The sequence below is a fragment of the Nocardiopsis sp. Huas11 genome (assembly GCF_003634495.1).
In the GTDB taxonomy this organism is placed as follows: Bacteria; Actinomycetota; Actinomycetes; order Streptosporangiales; family Streptosporangiaceae; genus Nocardiopsis.
On sequence record NZ_RBKY01000001.1, the window covers coordinates 2,504,319 to 2,521,334 of the forward strand.

General features: G+C 71.8%; 13 protein-coding genes. 3 read left to right on the forward strand and 10 right to left on the reverse strand.

What is annotated here, in order from left to right; translation table 11 throughout:
• Positions 1-206 precede the first annotated feature (206 nt).
• The 3 genes from trxA to DFP74_RS11200 all read right to left on the reverse strand — a co-directional run bounded on the left by trxA (position 207) and on the right by DFP74_RS11200 (position 2,184).
• The gene (gene trxA, locus DFP74_RS11190; protein WP_121181634.1) at positions 207-530 is read right to left on the reverse strand and encodes a thioredoxin; all 324 of its coding nucleotides are present in this window, start codon (positions 528-530) and stop codon (positions 207-209) included.
• Positions 531-646: 116 nt separating this feature from the next.
• The gene (gene trxB / locus DFP74_RS11195) at positions 647-1,579 is read right to left on the reverse strand and encodes a thioredoxin-disulfide reductase (RefSeq protein ID WP_121181635.1); all 933 of its coding nucleotides are present in this window, start codon (positions 1,577-1,579) and stop codon (positions 647-649) included.
• Between the two features lie 149 nt (positions 1,580-1,728).
• A complete protein-coding gene (locus DFP74_RS11200; protein ID WP_121181636.1) occupies positions 1,729-2,184 on the reverse strand; it encodes a hypothetical protein in 456 nt (151 codons plus the stop codon).
• 222 nt (positions 2,185-2,406) lie between these two features.
• Between DFP74_RS11200 and DFP74_RS11205 the strand changes: the two genes are divergently transcribed.
• Positions 2,407-3,564 (forward strand): sensor histidine kinase, encoded by a 1,158-nt coding sequence (locus DFP74_RS11205; RefSeq protein ID WP_121181637.1) that lies wholly within the window; start codon positions 2,407-2,409, stop codon positions 3,562-3,564.
• Positions 3,561-4,241, forward strand: a complete 681-nt coding sequence (locus DFP74_RS11210; protein ID WP_121181638.1) for a response regulator transcription factor — start codon at positions 3,561-3,563, stop codon at positions 4,239-4,241. The genes DFP74_RS11205 and DFP74_RS11210 overlap by 4 nt, the downstream gene beginning before the upstream one ends.
• Before the next feature lie 136 nt (positions 4,242-4,377).
• Here the strand turns inward: DFP74_RS11210 and DFP74_RS11215 are convergent, their stop codons facing one another.
• The 6 genes from DFP74_RS11215 to DFP74_RS11240 all read right to left on the reverse strand — a co-directional run bounded on the left by DFP74_RS11215 (position 4,378) and on the right by DFP74_RS11240 (position 14,345).
• On the reverse strand, positions 4,378-5,274 hold the full coding sequence (locus DFP74_RS11215) for an anti-sigma factor (protein WP_233570918.1): 897 nt from the start codon (positions 5,272-5,274) through the stop codon (positions 4,378-4,380).
• Entirely contained in the window at positions 5,271-5,897 is a 627-nt protein-coding gene (gene sigM / locus DFP74_RS11220) for an RNA polymerase sigma factor SigM (protein ID WP_121181640.1), read from the reverse strand. Before sigM ends, DFP74_RS11215 begins: the two co-directional genes overlap by 4 nt.
• A gap of 41 nt (positions 5,898-5,938) precedes the next feature.
• Positions 5,939-7,507 (reverse strand): protein kinase family protein, encoded by a 1,569-nt coding sequence (locus DFP74_RS11225; RefSeq protein ID WP_121188181.1) that lies wholly within the window; start codon positions 7,505-7,507, stop codon positions 5,939-5,941.
• Positions 7,508-7,776: 269 nt separating this feature from the next.
• Positions 7,777-9,561, reverse strand: a complete 1,785-nt coding sequence (murJ, locus tag DFP74_RS11230; protein WP_199725886.1) for a murein biosynthesis integral membrane protein MurJ — start codon at positions 9,559-9,561, stop codon at positions 7,777-7,779.
• Between the two features lie 173 nt (positions 9,562-9,734).
• Positions 9,735-11,588, reverse strand: a complete 1,854-nt coding sequence (murJ, locus tag DFP74_RS11235; protein WP_121181641.1) for a murein biosynthesis integral membrane protein MurJ — start codon at positions 11,586-11,588, stop codon at positions 9,735-9,737.
• A 177-nt stretch (positions 11,589-11,765) separates the two neighbouring features.
• Positions 11,766-14,345 (reverse strand): DUF6049 family protein, encoded by a 2,580-nt coding sequence (locus tag DFP74_RS11240; protein WP_121181642.1) that lies wholly within the window; start codon positions 14,343-14,345, stop codon positions 11,766-11,768.
• Between the two features lie 361 nt (positions 14,346-14,706).
• On the opposite strand from DFP74_RS11240, the gene DFP74_RS11245 reads away from it, so the two are divergent.
• Complete coding sequence (locus tag DFP74_RS11245; RefSeq protein WP_121181643.1) at positions 14,707-16,206, forward strand: CCA tRNA nucleotidyltransferase; 1,500 nt, start codon at positions 14,707-14,709, stop codon at positions 16,204-16,206.
• Positions 16,207-16,231: 25 nt separating this feature from the next.
• On the opposite strand, the gene DFP74_RS11250 is transcribed toward DFP74_RS11245, so the two are convergent.
• Complete coding sequence (locus tag DFP74_RS11250; RefSeq protein WP_121181644.1) at positions 16,232-16,957, reverse strand: bifunctional 2-polyprenyl-6-hydroxyphenol methylase/3-demethylubiquinol 3-O-methyltransferase UbiG; 726 nt, start codon at positions 16,955-16,957, stop codon at positions 16,232-16,234.
• Positions 16,958-17,016 lie beyond the last annotated feature (59 nt).

The following is a 17,016-nucleotide window of genomic DNA, read 5'->3' on the forward strand; positions in this document are numbered from 1 at the left end:
TCCGCCATCGGCCGGCATCGGCCGTCCGCGGGTCGCCGCCGAGGGCGCGCCGATCCGGCACCAGGGGCGATGTTTCACGTGAAACATCGCCCCTGTGGTGGCCGTCGGCGGGTCGGGAGAGGTCGACCCGACCGGGTGGAGGCGTGGCATGGGAAAGGCCCCCAGAAGTGGTTCTGGGGGCCTTTCGTGCGCTGTGGCGGTCCTCGTTACAGGAACTCGGCCAGGTCCTTCTCCAGGACGCGCTTGGGCTTGGCGCCGATGATCTGCTTGACGACCTCGCCACCCTTGTAGACGTTCATCGTCGGCAGCGACATGACGTTGTAGTCGCGCGGGGTGTTCGGGTTCTCGTCGGTGTTCAGCTTGACGATCTCGATCTTGTCGCCGTACTCCTCCGCCAGCTTGTCCAGGACCGGAGCCATCTGCTTGCAGGGGCCGCACCAGTCGGCCCAGAAGTCGACGAGGACCGGCTTGTCGCTGGCCAGGACGTCATCCTTGAAGGTGGCGTCGGTGACGTGCTTGACGGTGGACATTGTTCTCCTTGATTCGGCGAGACCGGTGAGGTGAAGGTTCGGAGGGCGCCCCGCGTCGTGGCCGACCGCCGCCGTGCGGCGCGGTACGACAGGGCGCGGTGAGCGTACCGGGCGTTCTAGTTGCCCATGTCGGCGAGGTAGCGCTCGGCGTCCAGCGCGGCGGAGCAACCGGTGCCGGCGGCGGTGATCGCCTGGCGGTACTGGTGGTCGACGACGTCGCCCGCCGCGAACACGCCCGCGCGGTTGGTGCGGGTGGAGGGGGCGTCGACGCGGACGTAGCCCTCGTCGTCCAGCTCGATCTGCTTGTTGAACAGCTCGACGCGCGGGTCGTGGCCGATCGCGACGAACAGGCCGGTGACGTCCAGCGTGCTCGTCTCGTTGGTCTTGTTGTCGAACACCTTGAGGCCGGTGACGCGCTCCGTGCCGAGCACCTCCTTGACCTCGGTGTTCCACAGGAACGAGATCTTGTCGTTGGCCAGCGCGCGCTCGGCCATGATGCGGCTGGCGCGGAGCTCGTCCCGACGGTGGATGACGGTGACCGACTTGGCGAAGCGGGTGAGGAAGAGGGCCTCCTCCATGGCGGTGTCGCCGCCGCCCGCGACCGCGATGTCCTGGTCGCGGAAGAAGAAGCCGTCGCACGTGGCGCACCAGGAGGTGCCGCGGCCGGACAGTTCCTTCTCGCCGGGGACGCCGAGTTCGCGGTAGCCCGATCCGGTGGCCAGGATGACCGTGTGCGCGAGGAAGGTCTCACCGCCGGCCGTGACCTCCTTCACGGGCTTGGTGAGGTCGACCTCGGTGACGTCCTCCGGGACGAGTTCGGCGCCGAAGCGCTCGGCCTGCTTGCGCAGGTTGTCCATGAGGTCCGGTCCCATGATGCCGTCGGGAAAGCCGGGGAAGTTCTCGACATCGGTCGTGTTCATGAGCGCACCACCGGCGGTGATGGAGCCCTCGAACACCAGGGGCCGCAGCTCGGCACGCGCGGCGTAGACGGCCGCGGTGTATCCGGCCGGCCCGGATCCGATGATGATGACATTGCGGACGTCACTCACGCTCGTTGGCCCTTCGCACAGTCGGTCTCCTGGTCACCAGGTGTGACCTCGGGGGAAATCTGGTTAGCACAACCGATGGTAGGCGCACCGCATTCCCTTTCCGACATCCGCCCAGCGTACGGGGGCGGGGTATGCCAGGGCTCCGCGCCTCAGATCCGGGAGCGCCCGCGGTTCAGCGCCGACCGGACCGCGAGCGCGACCGCGCCGCAGACCAGGCCCCAGACGGCGTTGGTCGCGAGGACCGAGACGAGACCGAAGGGGTTGGTGACGGGCCCCTGCAGCTCACCGGTGAGGAACGGTGAGAGGACGGCGCTGAGCACGATCGCGAACACCCCGTAGGTGAGCCCCGTGTACACCAGTGTGAGCAGCGGGCGCGGGGCGCGGGCGACGACGACCGCCACGATCCAGGCCAGGCTGACGGCGGCGGTGACGGTCAGCTGGAGCCAGGGGGACCAGCCGAGGGACTCGGTCACACCGGTGATGCTGAGCAGCGGGCGCACGAGGGCGAGCGCGCCGAGCCCCAGCACCAGGGACCACGGGATGTTCGCGAACGGGCCCTGGTCCGGGCCGCCGGCGGTGTTCGGGGTGGGGCGGGACGGGTTCATGGTGGACCTCGCGGAGTTCGGAGTTCGGAGTTCGGAGCTCGCGGTGCGGCGGGCGCACCGGAAGCGGACACCCTCGACGCTAGGCAGGGGGACCCCCGCGCGTCGTCCGCCGCCGCTCCCGCGCCCCTACGCGTCTCGACGTACCCGGGGGCCGGCCGGCGGCGTCGCGACGCGGGACCGGGGGACACCGCCCCGCGGCTCCGCGGTCCATAGAATCGCCGCATGCCAAGCCAGTCCGCACGCCAGGACGTCGTCGTCGACGCCCTGTTCGGGTTCGCCGTCTTCGCCGTGGTGGCCATCGCCGTGGGAGCCGACGTCAGTGACAGGGGCGACATCCACCTCGGGTACGCGCTCGCCGCGGTCCTGGGCGCGCTCATGCTGGTCCGTCGCCGTTGGCCGGTCATGGTCCTGCTCGCCACGTCCGTGCTGATCGTCGCCAACTACGTCATCGACCTGCCGACCATCGGCCTGGCGGTTCCCGCCGCGGCCGCCCTGTACTCCGCGGCCGAGCGGGGCCGCTCGTACTGGGCGGTGGGAACGGCCGCGGCCCTGGTCCTGGTCTCCACCGGCGGGCGGCTGGGGGAGGGCCAGGACCCCGCCTACCTCCTGGGCTACGAGCTGGCCTCCACAGTGGCGATCATGGGCGCGGCCATCGCCCTGGGCAACGTTCAGTGGCAGCGCGCCCGCGCCGAGCGGCAGCGGGCCCGGATCGCGCTCTTGGACGGGCAGGCGCGTGAGGCGGAGGCCGCGGAGCTGATGGCGCTGGAACGGACCAGGATCGCCCGCGACCTGCACGACGCGGTCGGCCACCACCTGTCGGTCGTGGCGCTGCACGCGGCGGTCGCCGCCGAGGCGCTCGAGGACGAGCCCGCCGACGTCCCGGTGGCCCGGACCGAGCTCGGGCACGTCACGCAGGCCTCACGGGCCGGTCTGAGCGAGCTGCGGGCCACCGTGCGGGCCCTGCGGGACGCCGACCCGGGGGAGGAGCGCGTGGCTTCCCTGGCGCACCTGGAGGAGCTCGTCGACTCGGTCCGCGCGGCCGGCGTGGACGTGCGCGTCGAGGGCGCGCCGGCTCCGGGCGACCTGTCCGGGATGGTGGACGCCACCGCCTACCGGATCGTGCAGGAGGCACTGACCAACACGCTGCGCCACGCGCGCGCCGGGCGGGCGGAGGTGGTGTTCCAGCGGGGCGAGGGGGAACTGGAGGTGACGGTGACCGACGACGGCGCGGCCGTGGCGGTGACGGAGCAATCGAGTGGAAGCGGGCTCGCGGGTATGAGGGAACGGGTGCGACTGGTGGGCGGAACGGTGGAGGCGGGGCCGCGGTCCGAGGGCGGGTTCGGCGTGCGGGCCTTCCTGCCGACGGGGGGCGGCCGATGATCGGGGTCCTGCTGGTCGACGACCAGCCCCTGGTCCGCACGGGCGTGCGGTCGCTGCTGGAGCGCGACGGCGACATCGAGGTGGTGGGCGAGTCCGAGGAGGGACGTACGGCGCTCGCCGACATGGACCGCTTGCGACCGGACGTGGTGCTCCTGGACCTGCAGATGCCGGTGATGGACGGACTGGCGGTGCTGAGGGAACGGCGTCGACGGGTCGACACGTCGCCAGGTCGACACGCCGACACCAGGATCGTCGTCCTGACCACCTTCGGGGAGGACGACAACGTGTTCACCGCGCTGCGGCTGGGAGCGTCGGGGTTCGTCCTCAAGGACGCGGCCCCGCGCGAACTGCGCGAGGCGGTGCGCACGGTGGCGGCCGGCGAGGCGCTGCTGTCGCCCGGCGTGACCCGGAGGGTCATCGAACGCCTCGCGGACACCTCGGTCGCACCGGAGGCCGCGGCGCGGCTGGACGTGCTCACCGACCGCGAGCGCGACGTCCTGGCCCTGGTCGGCCGCGGCATGTCCAACCAGGAGATCGGTGCGGACCTGCACCTGAGCCCGGCGACCGCGCGCACCCACGTGGGGCGCCTGCTGGCCAAGCTCGGGGCCCGCGACCGCGTCGGCCTCGTGGTGATCGCCTACGAGACGGGGCTGGTCCGCCCGGGGGCGCAGAACTGAGCCGGGGCGGACCCGGGCGGGTCCGCCCCGGCTCAGGGCGTGTCGACATGCCGGTAGAGGGACATGTTCACCCGCCGACAGGTCCACAGGTCCACAGGTCGACGGATCGACGGATCGACGGTCGGCGGGCCGGCGGTCAGCGGGCGTCGACGGTGGTCTCCGCCAGCACGCTCCGCGCGATGTCGTCCTCCTGGACGCACCGGGGGTCGAGGACGTACACGCGGATCCGGTCGTCGTCGGCGGGGGCGTACAGCACCCACGCGCGCTCGGAGCCGGGCCCGTAGTGGGCGTCGTCCACCAGCGTGACCCGGGTGTCGAAGGCCTCGCTGAGGCGTGACGCGCATTCCTCCAGCCCCTGGTGGGCCGAGTCGTGGCCGGACTGCGGCTGCGCGCCGCCGTCCTCGTCGGCCGGAGCGGACTCCAGCACCGCGCCGGCCTGGGCGGCCAGTTCGGCCTCGGTGTAGACCGTCTCGCTGGCCAGCACGACGGGGCGGTAGGACCGCCCCATGTCCTGGAGCGTCTCCTCCTCCTGGGCCTCCAGCGGTGCGTCGGCGGCGGTGTCGCCCGCATGGTCCGTGGACGGCTGGAGCACCTCGGTGAGGACCGCCGCACCGCCGCCGACGACGAAGACCGCGGCGGCGGCGGCGATCAGCAGCTGGGGCAGGCCGAAGGCGCGCCTGCGGCGGTTGATCGGTGTGACCGGGGCGAGGTCGGAGACCCCGTCGTCGGATGAAACGCCACCGGAAGCGGTGCGGGTGTCGGAATCGGCGTCGGCGTCGGTGCCGTCGACCTCGGCGGTCACGGGTTCGCGTGCGGCCTCGGCCAGGCGCCGGTCGATGAGGTCGGCCACGTCCTCCGGAAGCTCCGGTGCCGGAGCCCCGGCCAGGACACGGGTCACCCCGGCGAGCTCGTCCAGGGTCGCCGCACAGGTGGCGCAGGAATCGATATGGGCGGCGACCGTGCGCTTGTCGTCGGAATCCAGCAGATCCTCGGCGAAGAACGCGAGTGCCTCCACGTCAGGATGGGACGTCACGATGGGGTGGCACCTCCTCTCCCAGATGTGACGTCTCGCGGGGGCTGAGGGTTCCTTAGATGAGCCAGGGAGGGAAGAAGTTTCGCGCGACCTCGCGCACACCTGCTCTTGACCGTGCCCGATGCCACTTCGAGGATCTGGGCGGCCTCCTCGACCCGGTAGCCGAGCATGTCGACCAGGGTGAGGGCCAGCCGCTGGTCGAGGGGGAGCAGGTCGAGCGCGGCCTGGACGTCCAGGCGGGCCTCGGTCTGCGCGGCGTGGTCGGGGCCGCCGCCGGCCCGGCCGAGCCGCTCGTTGGACAGCACGTCGAGTGTGTCGTCCTCGGTCGGGGTGGCCGGGCGGACCTTGCGTCTGCGCAGGCGGTCGTGGCACGCGTTCACCACGATGCGGTGCAGCCACGTGCTCACCTGGGCCTCGCCGCGGAAGCGGTCGGCGGCGCGGAACGCGGACAGGAAGGCGTCCTGCAGAGCGTCGGCGGCCTCCTCGCGGTCGCCCATCATCCGGATGGAGACAGCCCAAAGGCGCTCCCGGTGCCGACGGACCAGGACCGCGAAGGCCTGGTCGTCGCCCTGGGAGTGCCTTGTCAGGAGTTCCCGGTCAGGAAGCTCGTGGACCGCGTCCATCAGTGCTGATCACATACTCCACTCGGGGCCGCTCTGCCCGGCTAGGCGCCGAGCACCTCGACCTCGTAGATCGTTCCACGCCATTTGGGGCCGACCTGCGGCAGCTCCGTGAACCAGATGACGACGTACTGCCCGGTGGCGCCGCCCTCGATCTCGATCGTCTCCGTGCCGTTGACGTTCCCCTCCCAGGCGGTGGGAAGGTGCTCGTCCAGTGTGGCCGGGTCGCTCACGGCGTCACTGTCGCCGACGCGGACCTGTACGGCGTGGTCGGCCTCGGGCAGGGTCAGCTGGACCGTGTGGACGTCCTGGCTCGCACCGAGGTCCAGCTTGAGTCCGACCCCCTCCTTCTGGATCTCCAGGGGGTCCGTGTAGCCCTCGGTGCTCCAGTCGGTCGTCGCGTCTCCGTCGTGGGCGAGACCCGCGTTGTCGCCGTGCTCGGAGCCGTCGCCCAACGGGTCGTACCCGTCGGATCGGGCGATCTCGAGCGCGGTGAGGTCCTCGGTGTCCGCCGGATCGTCGGCGGAGCCCGCGCTGGGGTCGACCGGGGTGTCATCGGTGGGGCGCAGGCTCACGCCGATGGTCCACGCGCCCGCGACCACGCCGACGAACAGCACGACCGCGAGCACGCCGATGAGGAAGCGCTTGGGCGAGGCCTGTGAACGGGAGGCGCGGCGGTCCATCCGAGAGGGGTCCGGGCGTTCGGACCGCGTGTCGGCCGTGGTCGACCCCCGCATGGAACGGCGGGATCCGGATCCGGTGGGGTCGAACTCACCGGTGCGCCGCGAGGTGCCGTGCTCCGGCGGCGGCGCCGACTCGGCCGGTGCCACGGGCAGCGGGATGAGCCGGGGGACCTCGGCCAGTGCCGTGCACAGGTCGGCCGGAGAGAGGATCGGCGGTCCGGGCACCATCTGGCCCGCCAGCTGCGGCAGCGCGGCGCGGGCCGTGATGGTGGCCAGGGGCTCGGGCAGCCCCGGGCGGACCTGCCCGGGAGGGTAGGTGCCCGCGGGGCCCTGGGGGGCGGCGGGCAGGCCGGACTGGGCGCCGCCGGGCCAGTGCCCGGTCAGGCCCGCGTAGAGGAGGGCGCCCAGCCCCTGGGCGTCGATCGCGGCGGCGTTGCCGGCGCCGGCGCCCCGCAGGGCGGCGTCGACACCGATACCGATCACCTTGACCGCTCCGCCGCTGCTCCACATGAGCTTGTCGGGAGCCAGGCACAGGTGGGTGAGTCCGCCGGCGTGGGCGGCCGCGATGGCCTCCGCGGCCTCGGCCACGAGGCCCGCGGCGCGCTCGGGGGCCATCGGTCCCTGGGCCAGGAGCTCGGCCAGGGACGAGCCGATCACCCACTCCTCGACGACGTAGGGGATGGGTCCGGTGTCGTCGGCGTCGAAGACCTGGGTGACGCGGGCGTCGGGAATGCGGCTGGTGGCGCGGGCGGCGCGGACGACCTCAGATGTCCGGGGGAAGCCCTCGGCGAAGGTCCACACCGCGACGGGGCGGGCCAGTGTCTCGTCAGTGGCCTTCCAGCGGGTCGCCCCGCCGGTGTCGGTCACCACGGTGTCGAGACGATAGCGGTTGGCCAGCTTGGCCCCGGGCTCGATCAGGAAGGTGCTCATGATGGGAGTGACGGGCGCCGGTGCCGCGGCGTCGCGGACGTCCGCGGGCTCCACCGGGCGGCGGAGCGGTAGCGGGGTGCGCGGGCCGTCGGCCCTGCTTGCTGTCCCCAGCCTCCCTTCGGGCAGTTCGGATGATCAATGCTCTGGCGGTGAAGCGGTGCGAGTCCATGCTAGGACGCGTGAACAGCCTGTTTGGAGGACATCGGATCCCTTCCGACCCTCCGGTCGATACCGGTACTCGGCTACCCAACGTCACGCGTGACTGGTGATCAGCGTCGTCGCAGGCGGGATGTGAGCAAATCGAGGAATGATGTGACTTCAGTCACATTGAGGAACTTTGCGGTAACCACGAACAGTACGCCACCGACGACACCACCGGCGGTCATCGAGGCGAGGGCCGGCCAGACGTCACCGGGCAGGCCCTGGAACACGTAGATCATGGCCACGCCGCATACGGCGGCGGGGATGGTCGCGACGTGGATCTTGGTGAGCGTGACGAGGGTCTGGCGGCCCTCCAGGCCGTTGAGGCGCTTGGCCAGCATCCGCCACATGATGATCGAGCCCACGATGTAGTACAGGCCGTAGGGCACCGGCAGCCACACCACGATGTACTGCGGCTCCATCCAGAACAGCAGGCTGACCGCGGTGACGGCGTGGGCGATCTCCGAGGGGATCGACACCAGCGCGGGCGAGCGGGTGTCGCCCAGGGCGTAGAACACGCGCATCTGGAGCTGGAAGAGCGTGAACGGGATGAGCATCACGCAGAAGACCATGAGGATGCGGCCGATGGCGGCGGCGTCCTCCGCGCTCGTACTGCCCTGCGCGTAGATCATCACGCAGAACGGGACCGCGAAGACGATCATCGCCACCGCGATGGGGATGATCAGCACCGACGACAGCCGGAAGCCGTGCGAGAAGTCACGGCGGACCTGGTCCTTGCGGCCCGCGGCCACGTGCTCGCTCATCCGCGGCAGCAGGGCCGTGATCACCGACACCGCGATGATCGCGTACGGCAGCTGGAAGAGCATCGACGCGAACTTGTACGCCGCGATACCCGAGCCGGTCTCGTAGCCGAGCTCGGCCGCCATCGACCCGGCGCGGGTCGCCACGTTGGTCGAGACGAGCGCGCCCACCTGCGCGACGACGATGTAGAGCATCATCCACGAGGCGGCGCCGGCCGCCTCGCCCAGACCGGAACCGCGCAGGTCCATGCGCGGGCGCCAGCGGAAGCCCGCCGCCGCCAGCGCCCACACCAGCACGGCCGCCTGCACGACCTGGCCCAGGGCGGTGCCCAGGCCCAGGAGCATCAGCTCGCCGCTGGTGATGGTGTCCGGCGTGCGGCCCGGTCCGGCCAGGGCCAGGAACCAGAAGCAGATGCCGATGATGACGACGTTGTTCAGCACCGGCGCCCACATCGGCGCGCCGAACTTGTTGCGCGCGTTGAGCATCGCGCTGGCCAGGCCGCTGGCGCCGATGAAGAAGATCTGCAGGACCAGGAACCGGGCGAGGATGACCGAGACGTCGAACTGGCTGCCCGAGAAACCGCCCGCGTAGATGCGGATGAACCACTCCGCGAGGCCGACCGCCACGAGGGTGATGACGAACAGCGCCAGCAGCATCAGCGTGACCAGCCGCTGCTCGGTCTTGTCGCCGCCGTCGGCGTCCAGCTTGCGCCGCTTGACGATGAAGGGCACGAACACGCTGGCCAACAACCCGCCGATGAGCAGGTCGTAGATCATGTACGGGACCATGCCCGCGGTCTGGTAGGCGTCGCCGAGCAGCTGGGTGCCGATCGCCGCCGCCAGGATGATCGTCCGGACGAAGCCCGTCACGCGCGAGGCGATCGTGCCGACCGCCATGATCGCGCTCGACTTGGCGATGTTGCCGGGGGCGGTGTGGGTGCTGCCGCCGATCTCGTCGCCGTCCTCCAGACCGGCACGGTCGGCGGTTCCCACGTCACCGATCTCGCTCGGATCCCGGACCGTGGTCAGGCCGGTCTCCGGAGGGATCTCGGGATCAAGGCGCTCGTAGTCGTCGAGCACGTCCTCGGGCATCAGCAGACGCGTGGGACGCCGCTCGTGGGACTCCGGCCCGGGGGCGGGATCGTCCACGGGCGGGATCGGCTCTGCGGGGTGGTCGCTCGACACCGTCGGGCTGTCCTTCTCTAGGATCGGTCGTCTTCGGGGGAACTCCCGGCGGGGGCGGAGCCGGGAGGGGCGTTACTGCTTCAACGACGCAGCCGGCCGCGGATCAGTTCCACCGCGGCGGTGAGTTCGGGTACGCGCAGCAGACGCGCGAACCCGAGGAAGAGCAGCGCGCCGAGCGTGCAGCCGACGGCGGGGGCACCGATGTAACTGGCCAGTCCGGGCCCGACGTAGGTGTCGAAGAGCCAGGACACACCGAGGCCGGCCGCGATGCTCGGGACGACGGCCAGGTGCAGGCGCAACAATGTGCCAATGACGTGCTTGCCGTCAAGCCCCCCGAGACGCCGGCTCAGCACGTTCCCGGCGATGACGAGGCCGCTCAGGAACGAGATCATGAAGCCGGCCGCCACGCCCACGACCACCCGGTCCGGGGGCAGGAGCAGGTAGGCCACCAGGGCCAGCGCGCTGTGAACGGCCAGGTTGGCGATGGCGATCAGCGACGGGGTGCGGGTGTCGCCCATGGCGAAGAACACACGCAGCATGAGCTGGAAGACCGTGAAGGGGACCAGGCCCAGGGCCATGACCGCGAGGATCTGACCGATGTTGGCCGCGTCGTCCACCGAGATCGAGCCGCGGGCGAAGGCCAGCACGGAGATCGGGACCGCGTACATCGCGATCGCGAAGGCCATCGGCACCAGGACGAACGCCGAGATCCGCAGGGTGCGGGAGAAGTCCGAGCGGACCGAGCCCCAGTCCTTGTCCTCGGCGTGGGCGCTCATCCGGGGCAGGAGCACGGTGATGAGCGAGACGGCGATGATCGCGTACGGCAGCTGGAAGAGCTGGTAGGCGAGGTTGTAGGCCGTGATGCCCGCGCCGACCGCGCGTCCCTGCTCGATCCCGGCCACGTTGGCGGCGTTGGCGATGTTGGTCGTGATCCACAGACCCGCCTGCGTCAGCAGGGTGTAGAGCATCATCCAGCCGGCGGTGCGCAGGGCCTCGCCCAGCCCGCTGCCGCGCAGGTCCAGCCGGGGGCGCCACCGGTAGCCGGTCCGGCTGAGCGCCACGAACAGCACGACGGCCTGCAGGGCCATGCCGGCGGCGGTGCCCGCGCCGAGCAGGGTCAGGTAGGCCTCGTCCACCGGCGGCTCCTGGCCGGGGCCGGCCGCCCACAGGAACATCCCGCCGACGCCCATGATGACCAGGTTGTTGAGCACGGGGGCCCAGACCGCCGCGCCGAACTTGCCACGGGTGTTGAGCATGGCGCTGAGCAGGCCGCTCATGCCCACGAAGAAGATCTGGGTCATGAGGTAGCGCGCCAGGAACACCGAGTCGTCGAACTGCGCGTCGGTGAACCTGGACCCGTACATCAGGATCAGGAACTCGGCGGCCAGGACCGCCACCGTGGTGAGCAGCAGCAGCGCCAGCAGCGTGGTGGTGAACAGCCGGTCCTCGGTGGCCTTGCCGTTGTCGGCGTCGCGCTTGCGGCGCTTGACCAGGAACGGCACGATGACGCTCGCCATCAGGCCGCCGATGAGCAGGTCGTTGAGGATGAACGGGATCGTGTGCGCGGTGTTGTAGGCGTCACCGAGCAGGTGGGTGCCGATGGCGGCGCCGAGCACGATGGTGCGCGCGAAGCCGGTGATCCGGGAGGCCATGGTGCCGATCGCCATGACGGCGCTGGAGCGCATCATCCCGCCGTCGGAACCCGACCCCGATCCGTCACCCGGCCCGTCGCCGGAACCGCCGCCGGAACCGGCGTCGGAGCGGCCGTCGGAGCGGTTCGGCTCCGGCAGCTCGCCCTCCTCGAAGGAGGCCGTGGGGCCGCCGGTCGGCCGGATCGGGTTCTCGCCGGGCAGCGGTCCCTCGGCGTCGCGGTACGGGTACTGGGGGGAACGGTCGGCGGGGTGTCCGCCGCCGTTCGGGGAGTCGGTGACCACCGTGGATCAGGCTTCCTTTCGTCCGACTGGGGAGGGCCCGGCCGGGGCTCCGCGGTGCGGGACCCGGTACGCGGGCGGGCGGTGCGCCTCGACACGCGTCGACACGGCGACGTGCGGACGTGTCGACATGGCGTCCTGTCGGTCAGGCGACATGTCGGCGCGTCGCTCGGTGGGGATTCACCGGGGGCCGTCCGGCTTCCGGGCGGGCCCGTCCCCACGGGGGTGCGGGTCCGGGTCCGACGCGTCCTCGGCGTCCGCCGCGGCGGAACGCTCGGTGCCATCGTCCCCTGTCCGCGGCGGTGCCCCGTCCACCGGGTCCGCGGTCGCGTCGTCGGAGTCCGTGGTCGCGGCGGCCCCGCCGCCGTCCCGGTCCCCGCCGTCCTCGTCGGTGTCGGTCCGGTCACCGGGGCCCTCGTCCGTGCCGGCCTCCTCCTCGGCGGCCCGGGCGGCCTGGCGACGGGCCCACTTGCGCAGGGCCCGGGGCGCCAGGGCGGCGACGAGGATGAGCAGGCCGATACCGCTGATGAGCAGGGCCTGCGTGCCCAGGCCGGTGGCGTTCACCGGGATCACGGTGTCCTGGGAGCTGATCGGCTCGCCCTCGGCGTTCTGCAGGCTCACGTACAGCTCCGTGCGGCCGTTGATCCGCGCCGACAGCGGGACGTAGACCGTGGTCTTGGCGCCCGGCTCGATCTCGAAGTGCTGGGTGTACTCGCCGATGGACAGGCGCTCGGAGTTGTCCGAGAACACCGAGAGGTGGACGTAGACCGTCTCCTTCTCCAGGTCGTTGGCGACCAGGATCCCGGTGATGCCGGTCCGGGAGGCCAGGGTGACCGGCTCGCCGGGGATGATGCGCACGTCCTCGCGGTGGTCCTGCACCGTGCTCAGGACGAGGAAGCGGGCCACACTGGCCGGGGCCTCCCGGTCCCGCCAGTACGTCGACTCCAGGCGCAGGACCGCCGGACGGAAGGGGTCCTCGCCCCCGACCAGGACGCTGTTGAACAGCCGTACGTCCTGGTTGACGTCCTCGACCCGGCCCAGGTAGGTGGAGCTCAGCTCGTCCTCGGCGTCGGGGTAGGTCAGACCCCGGCGGGTGTCCTCGCGCTCGGACTCGTCGGCCAACTCGACGTCGTCCAGCCGCTCCGGGGACAGCCACGGAAGCTCCTCGGAGGCGTCCAGCACACCCGACGCGAACGCGGGATCGGGGTCCCACCGCGACTCGGGGGAGGCGACGACCACCCGGTCGCCGCCCGCGTTCTCGCCCGCGATCATCGCGGTCTCGGCGGCGAAGCGCTGGAGCGCGAGCGCGGTCTGGCCGGGCCCGCCGGTCGGCGCCGACAGCACCTCGGTGAGGCCGTCGTCGGAGACCAGGCCGACGCGCTCCACGTCCTCCTCGTCGCCCTCCACCGCGGGCAGGGGTGTCTGCGCGGTCGGGGTGGTGGACAGCCAGTCGGCCACGGGCAGGGTCGGCTCACGGAGCACGAAGCGCTCGGCGCCGCTCTCGGCGAGCAGCTCGTAGACGGACTCGTCCATGACCCCGCCGGGCGGGGCGGCGTAGGTGCCGTCGGCCTCCATCGCCAGCGCCCGCTGGACGGCCTCCCGTGCGACGCGGACGGCGGCCTCGGCGTCGGAGCCCATGTCGTTGTGGAGCAGCGCGGCCAGGTCGGCGGAGGCGTAGGGCGTGGCCACGACGGTGTCCAGGGGCAGCACCCGGCGGGCCTCGCGCAGCCACACCTGGGCGGCCGTGTCGGCCTCGAACTCCTCAAGGGCCGGTTCGGAGCCGGCGGGGACCTCCTCCAGGTCCTGGACGACCGAGTACTCATCGGAGGCCAGGCGCAGGATGTCGTCCATCGTGCCGGGGTCGACGGCCCAGGTCACGGGGACGCCCTCGGTGCGGGTCGGTTCCTCCTCGGCGTCGTCCCCGGGCTCCTCGTCCTCGGCCGCCGGCTGGTCGCCCGCCGCGGTCTCCTCGCCGTCCGCGGGCTCCTCGGTGCCGTCCTGGCCGCCCTCCTCGTCGGCCCCGTCGGAGGGCGCCCCCTCCGCGGTCTCCTCGGCCGTGGGCTCGTCGGGGATCGGCGTCTCCTCCGGGTCCTCCTCCAGTTCGAGGAGCTCGGCCAGGTCGTCCTCCCCGGCGTCGAAGGACAGGGTGGTCTGTGCACCGGCGGCGAGCAGCCGGCTCAGGCGGCCGTCGGCGGCGACCTCCTCGGGGATGCGGGTACTCAGGAAGGTGTCGTCGTCCGCGCGCTGCGGGTCGGCGACGAGCGGCCACACCCAGGCGATGTCGACGGAGGGGACGTCGTCGTCGCCGGTGTAGGGGAGGAAGGTGTACTGCGCGCCCACGACCTCGCCGTCGCCGTCGACGGCCTCGATGACCATCGGGTACACGCCGTAGCCCGACAGTCCGAGCTCCTCGATCGGGGTGCTGAGCGTGTAGTCCCCGTCCTGCTCCGGCTCCAGGGCGCCGACATCGGCCTCCTCCGGCCCCTCCGCGTTCGGCTGCCAGCCCGAGCCCGAGGCGAACTCGTCCAGTTCGTCGCGTTCGGTGAAGGGGTGGCGCGAGTAGCGCAGGCGGACGGTGACGTCGTCCAGTTCGGTACCGGTGGTGTTGGTCACCCGGCCGACCACCCGCAGTGTGCTGTCGTCGTCGACCGCGTCGGGGGTGATGCGCTCGACGACGAGGGGCTCGGCGGTGTCCTCGGCCTGGGGCGCCGCCCCGACGGACGAGAGCGCGGCCGGTATCGGGAACAGCGCGGCGGTCATGGCCGTGACCGCGGCGGCGGAGACAATTCGACGCAACGCTTGACCGGTTTCCTGACTCGGGTCCAGGTAGCCGTCCCGCCGGGCGTGGGCACATGGGGCGGAGACGGTCGGAGCACCCGCACGGCGCGCTCGGCGGACGCGGGCCGGGTGGACGCGAGGAGACGTGAGGCGTCCTACCACTGCCCACGAAGATACCGCGTCCCCGGCCCCCGGGCGCTGGCGCGGCCCGGCACGGGCGGTGTCGTGGGGGTGACCCACCCTCTCACCGAACACCGTCCGCCCACCAGTGCCGACGCGGCCCCGCCGACGAGTCGCTCACACGAGGCCGGGTGTTCGCGCGCGATCACCTAATCTGCGTGGTGTGCCGAACACAGAGTTTTCGAGTGAGACCGACACCGTCAAGCAGGAGGCATCGGGGACGACCCGACCCGCGGGGACACTGACGGGCGAGCAGAGAGCGGCGATCACCGCGCTGCTCGGCGCGGTGCGCCCTGTCTCCGACGAGCTCGGCGAACGCTTCGCCGGGCACGACCAGCAGCTCGCCGTGGTCGGCGGGCCGGTTCGCGACGCGCTCCTCGGCAGGGCCTCCAACGACGTCGACCTCACGACGGACGCCGTGCCCCAGCGCATCCTGGAACTGGTCGACGGATGGGCCGACTCCGTGTGGACCGTCGGCATCGAGTTCGGCACGGTGGGCCTGCGCAAGAAGGGCCTGCAGGTGGAGGTCACCACCTACCGCAGCGAGTCCTACTCCCCGAAGTCCCGCAAGCCGGACGTCCACTACGGCGACAACATCCACGACGACCTCCTGCGCCGTGACTTCACCGTGAACGCCATGGCCGTGCGCCTGCCCAGCCAGGAGTTCGTCGACCCCTTCGGAGGGCTCGCGGACCTGGCCGAGGGCGTCCTGCGCACGCCGGGCCGGCCGGAGGACTCCTTCAGCGACGACCCGCTGCGCATCATGCGCGCGGTCCGCTTCGCCGCCCAGCTCGGCTTCGAGCTGGCCCCGGAGGTGGCCGAGGCCGCCCGTGACATGGCCGACCGGCTCTCCATCGTCTCCGCCGAGCGGGTCCGGGACGAGCTGGTCAAGCTCCTGCTCAGCCCGAACCCGCGCCGCGGCATCGAACTCATGGTGGACCTGGGGATCGCCCCCCACGTCCTGCCGGAGGTGCCCAAGCTGCGCCTGGAGATCGACGAGCACCACCGGCACAAGGACGTCTACGAGCACTCGCTCATCGTCCTGGACCAGGCGATCGAGCTGGAGCGCGCCCGCGGACACGAGCCGGACCTGGTCCTGCGCCTGGCGGCCCTGCTGCACGACGTGGGCAAGCCCAAGACCAGGGCCTTCGAGGGCCCTGGGCGGGTGACGTTCCACCACCACGAGGTGGTGGGCGCCTCCATGAGCCGCAAGCGGCTCAGCGCCCTGCGCTTCCCCAAGGACGTCATCGCCGACGTCAGCACCCTGGTCGCCCTGCACCTGCGCTTCCACGGCTACGGCAAGGGCGAGTGGACCGACTCCGCGGTGCGCCGGTACGCGCGCGACGCCGGCTCGCAGCTGGAGCGGCTGCACATCCTCACCCGCGCCGACTGCACCACCCGCAACCGGCGCAAGGCGGCCGCCCTGGCACGCGCCTACGACGACATCGAGCGGCGCATCGACAAGCTCGCCGAGCAGGAGGAGCTCGACCGGATCCGCCCGGACCTGGACGGCAACGAGATCCAGCGGATCCTCGGCGTCGATCCGGGACCGGTCATCGGCCGGGCCTACCGCTACCTCCTGGAGCTGCGCCTGGAGAACGGGCCCATGAGCAAGGAGGACGCGACCGCCGCGCTGCGCACCTGGGCCGCCGAACAGCTCTGAGGGGCCGGGCGTCCCAGGACCGCCGTCAACGGCCGGGCTTGACCGCGGTGACGGCCATGGCCATGCCGAACACGCGCAGGGGCGTGCCCTCCAGGGAGTCCGAGACGGACTGGAGGGCACGCCCGCGTCGGTCGAAGGGCGGCATCAGGTAGTCGATGGCGCGCACGCTCAGGCCGGTGCCGCGCAGCGCGCGGCCCAACTCCTGGGTGGTGAAGGCGCGCGCGTCCGACATCCGTTCGTGCAGCGGACGCACCCACGGCAGGAACGGCGCGGTCAGCGCCGAGCGGCGCCGGGCTCCCCACAGGACGCCGTGCGTCTCGAAGGGGAACCACCGGTTGGGCGTGGTGAAGGAGAACGCGCCGCCGGGCTTGAGCACGCGGTGGATCTCACGCAGGCTCCCCTCCAAGTCGTCCAGGTGCTCCAGGACCTCGAAGGCCGTCACCCGGTCGAAGGTGCCGGCGTCGAAGGCCAGGCTGTCCGCGTTCATCTTGTGCAGGCCGACCCGGTCGGCCAGGTCGGTGCCGGCGATGCGGTCGGCGAAGGCGGAGAGGCGGTCGGGCTCCATGTCGATCGCGTCCACGCGCACGTAGCCCGGCGCCAGCTCGGTCGTGTGCGCTCCCTCGCCGCAGCCGACGTCCAGGAGCCGGTCACCGTAGGGCGGCAGCTGCTGGGCGACGGCCCTGACGCGTTTGGACACCCCGCGCGGGCCGAACGCGCTCGACGGGTTCCCCGGTCCGAAATCCACGGTCATGGTGAACCTTCCCTGCGAGACGACGAATCCTGCCCGGGACACTACAGCAGGTAATCGTC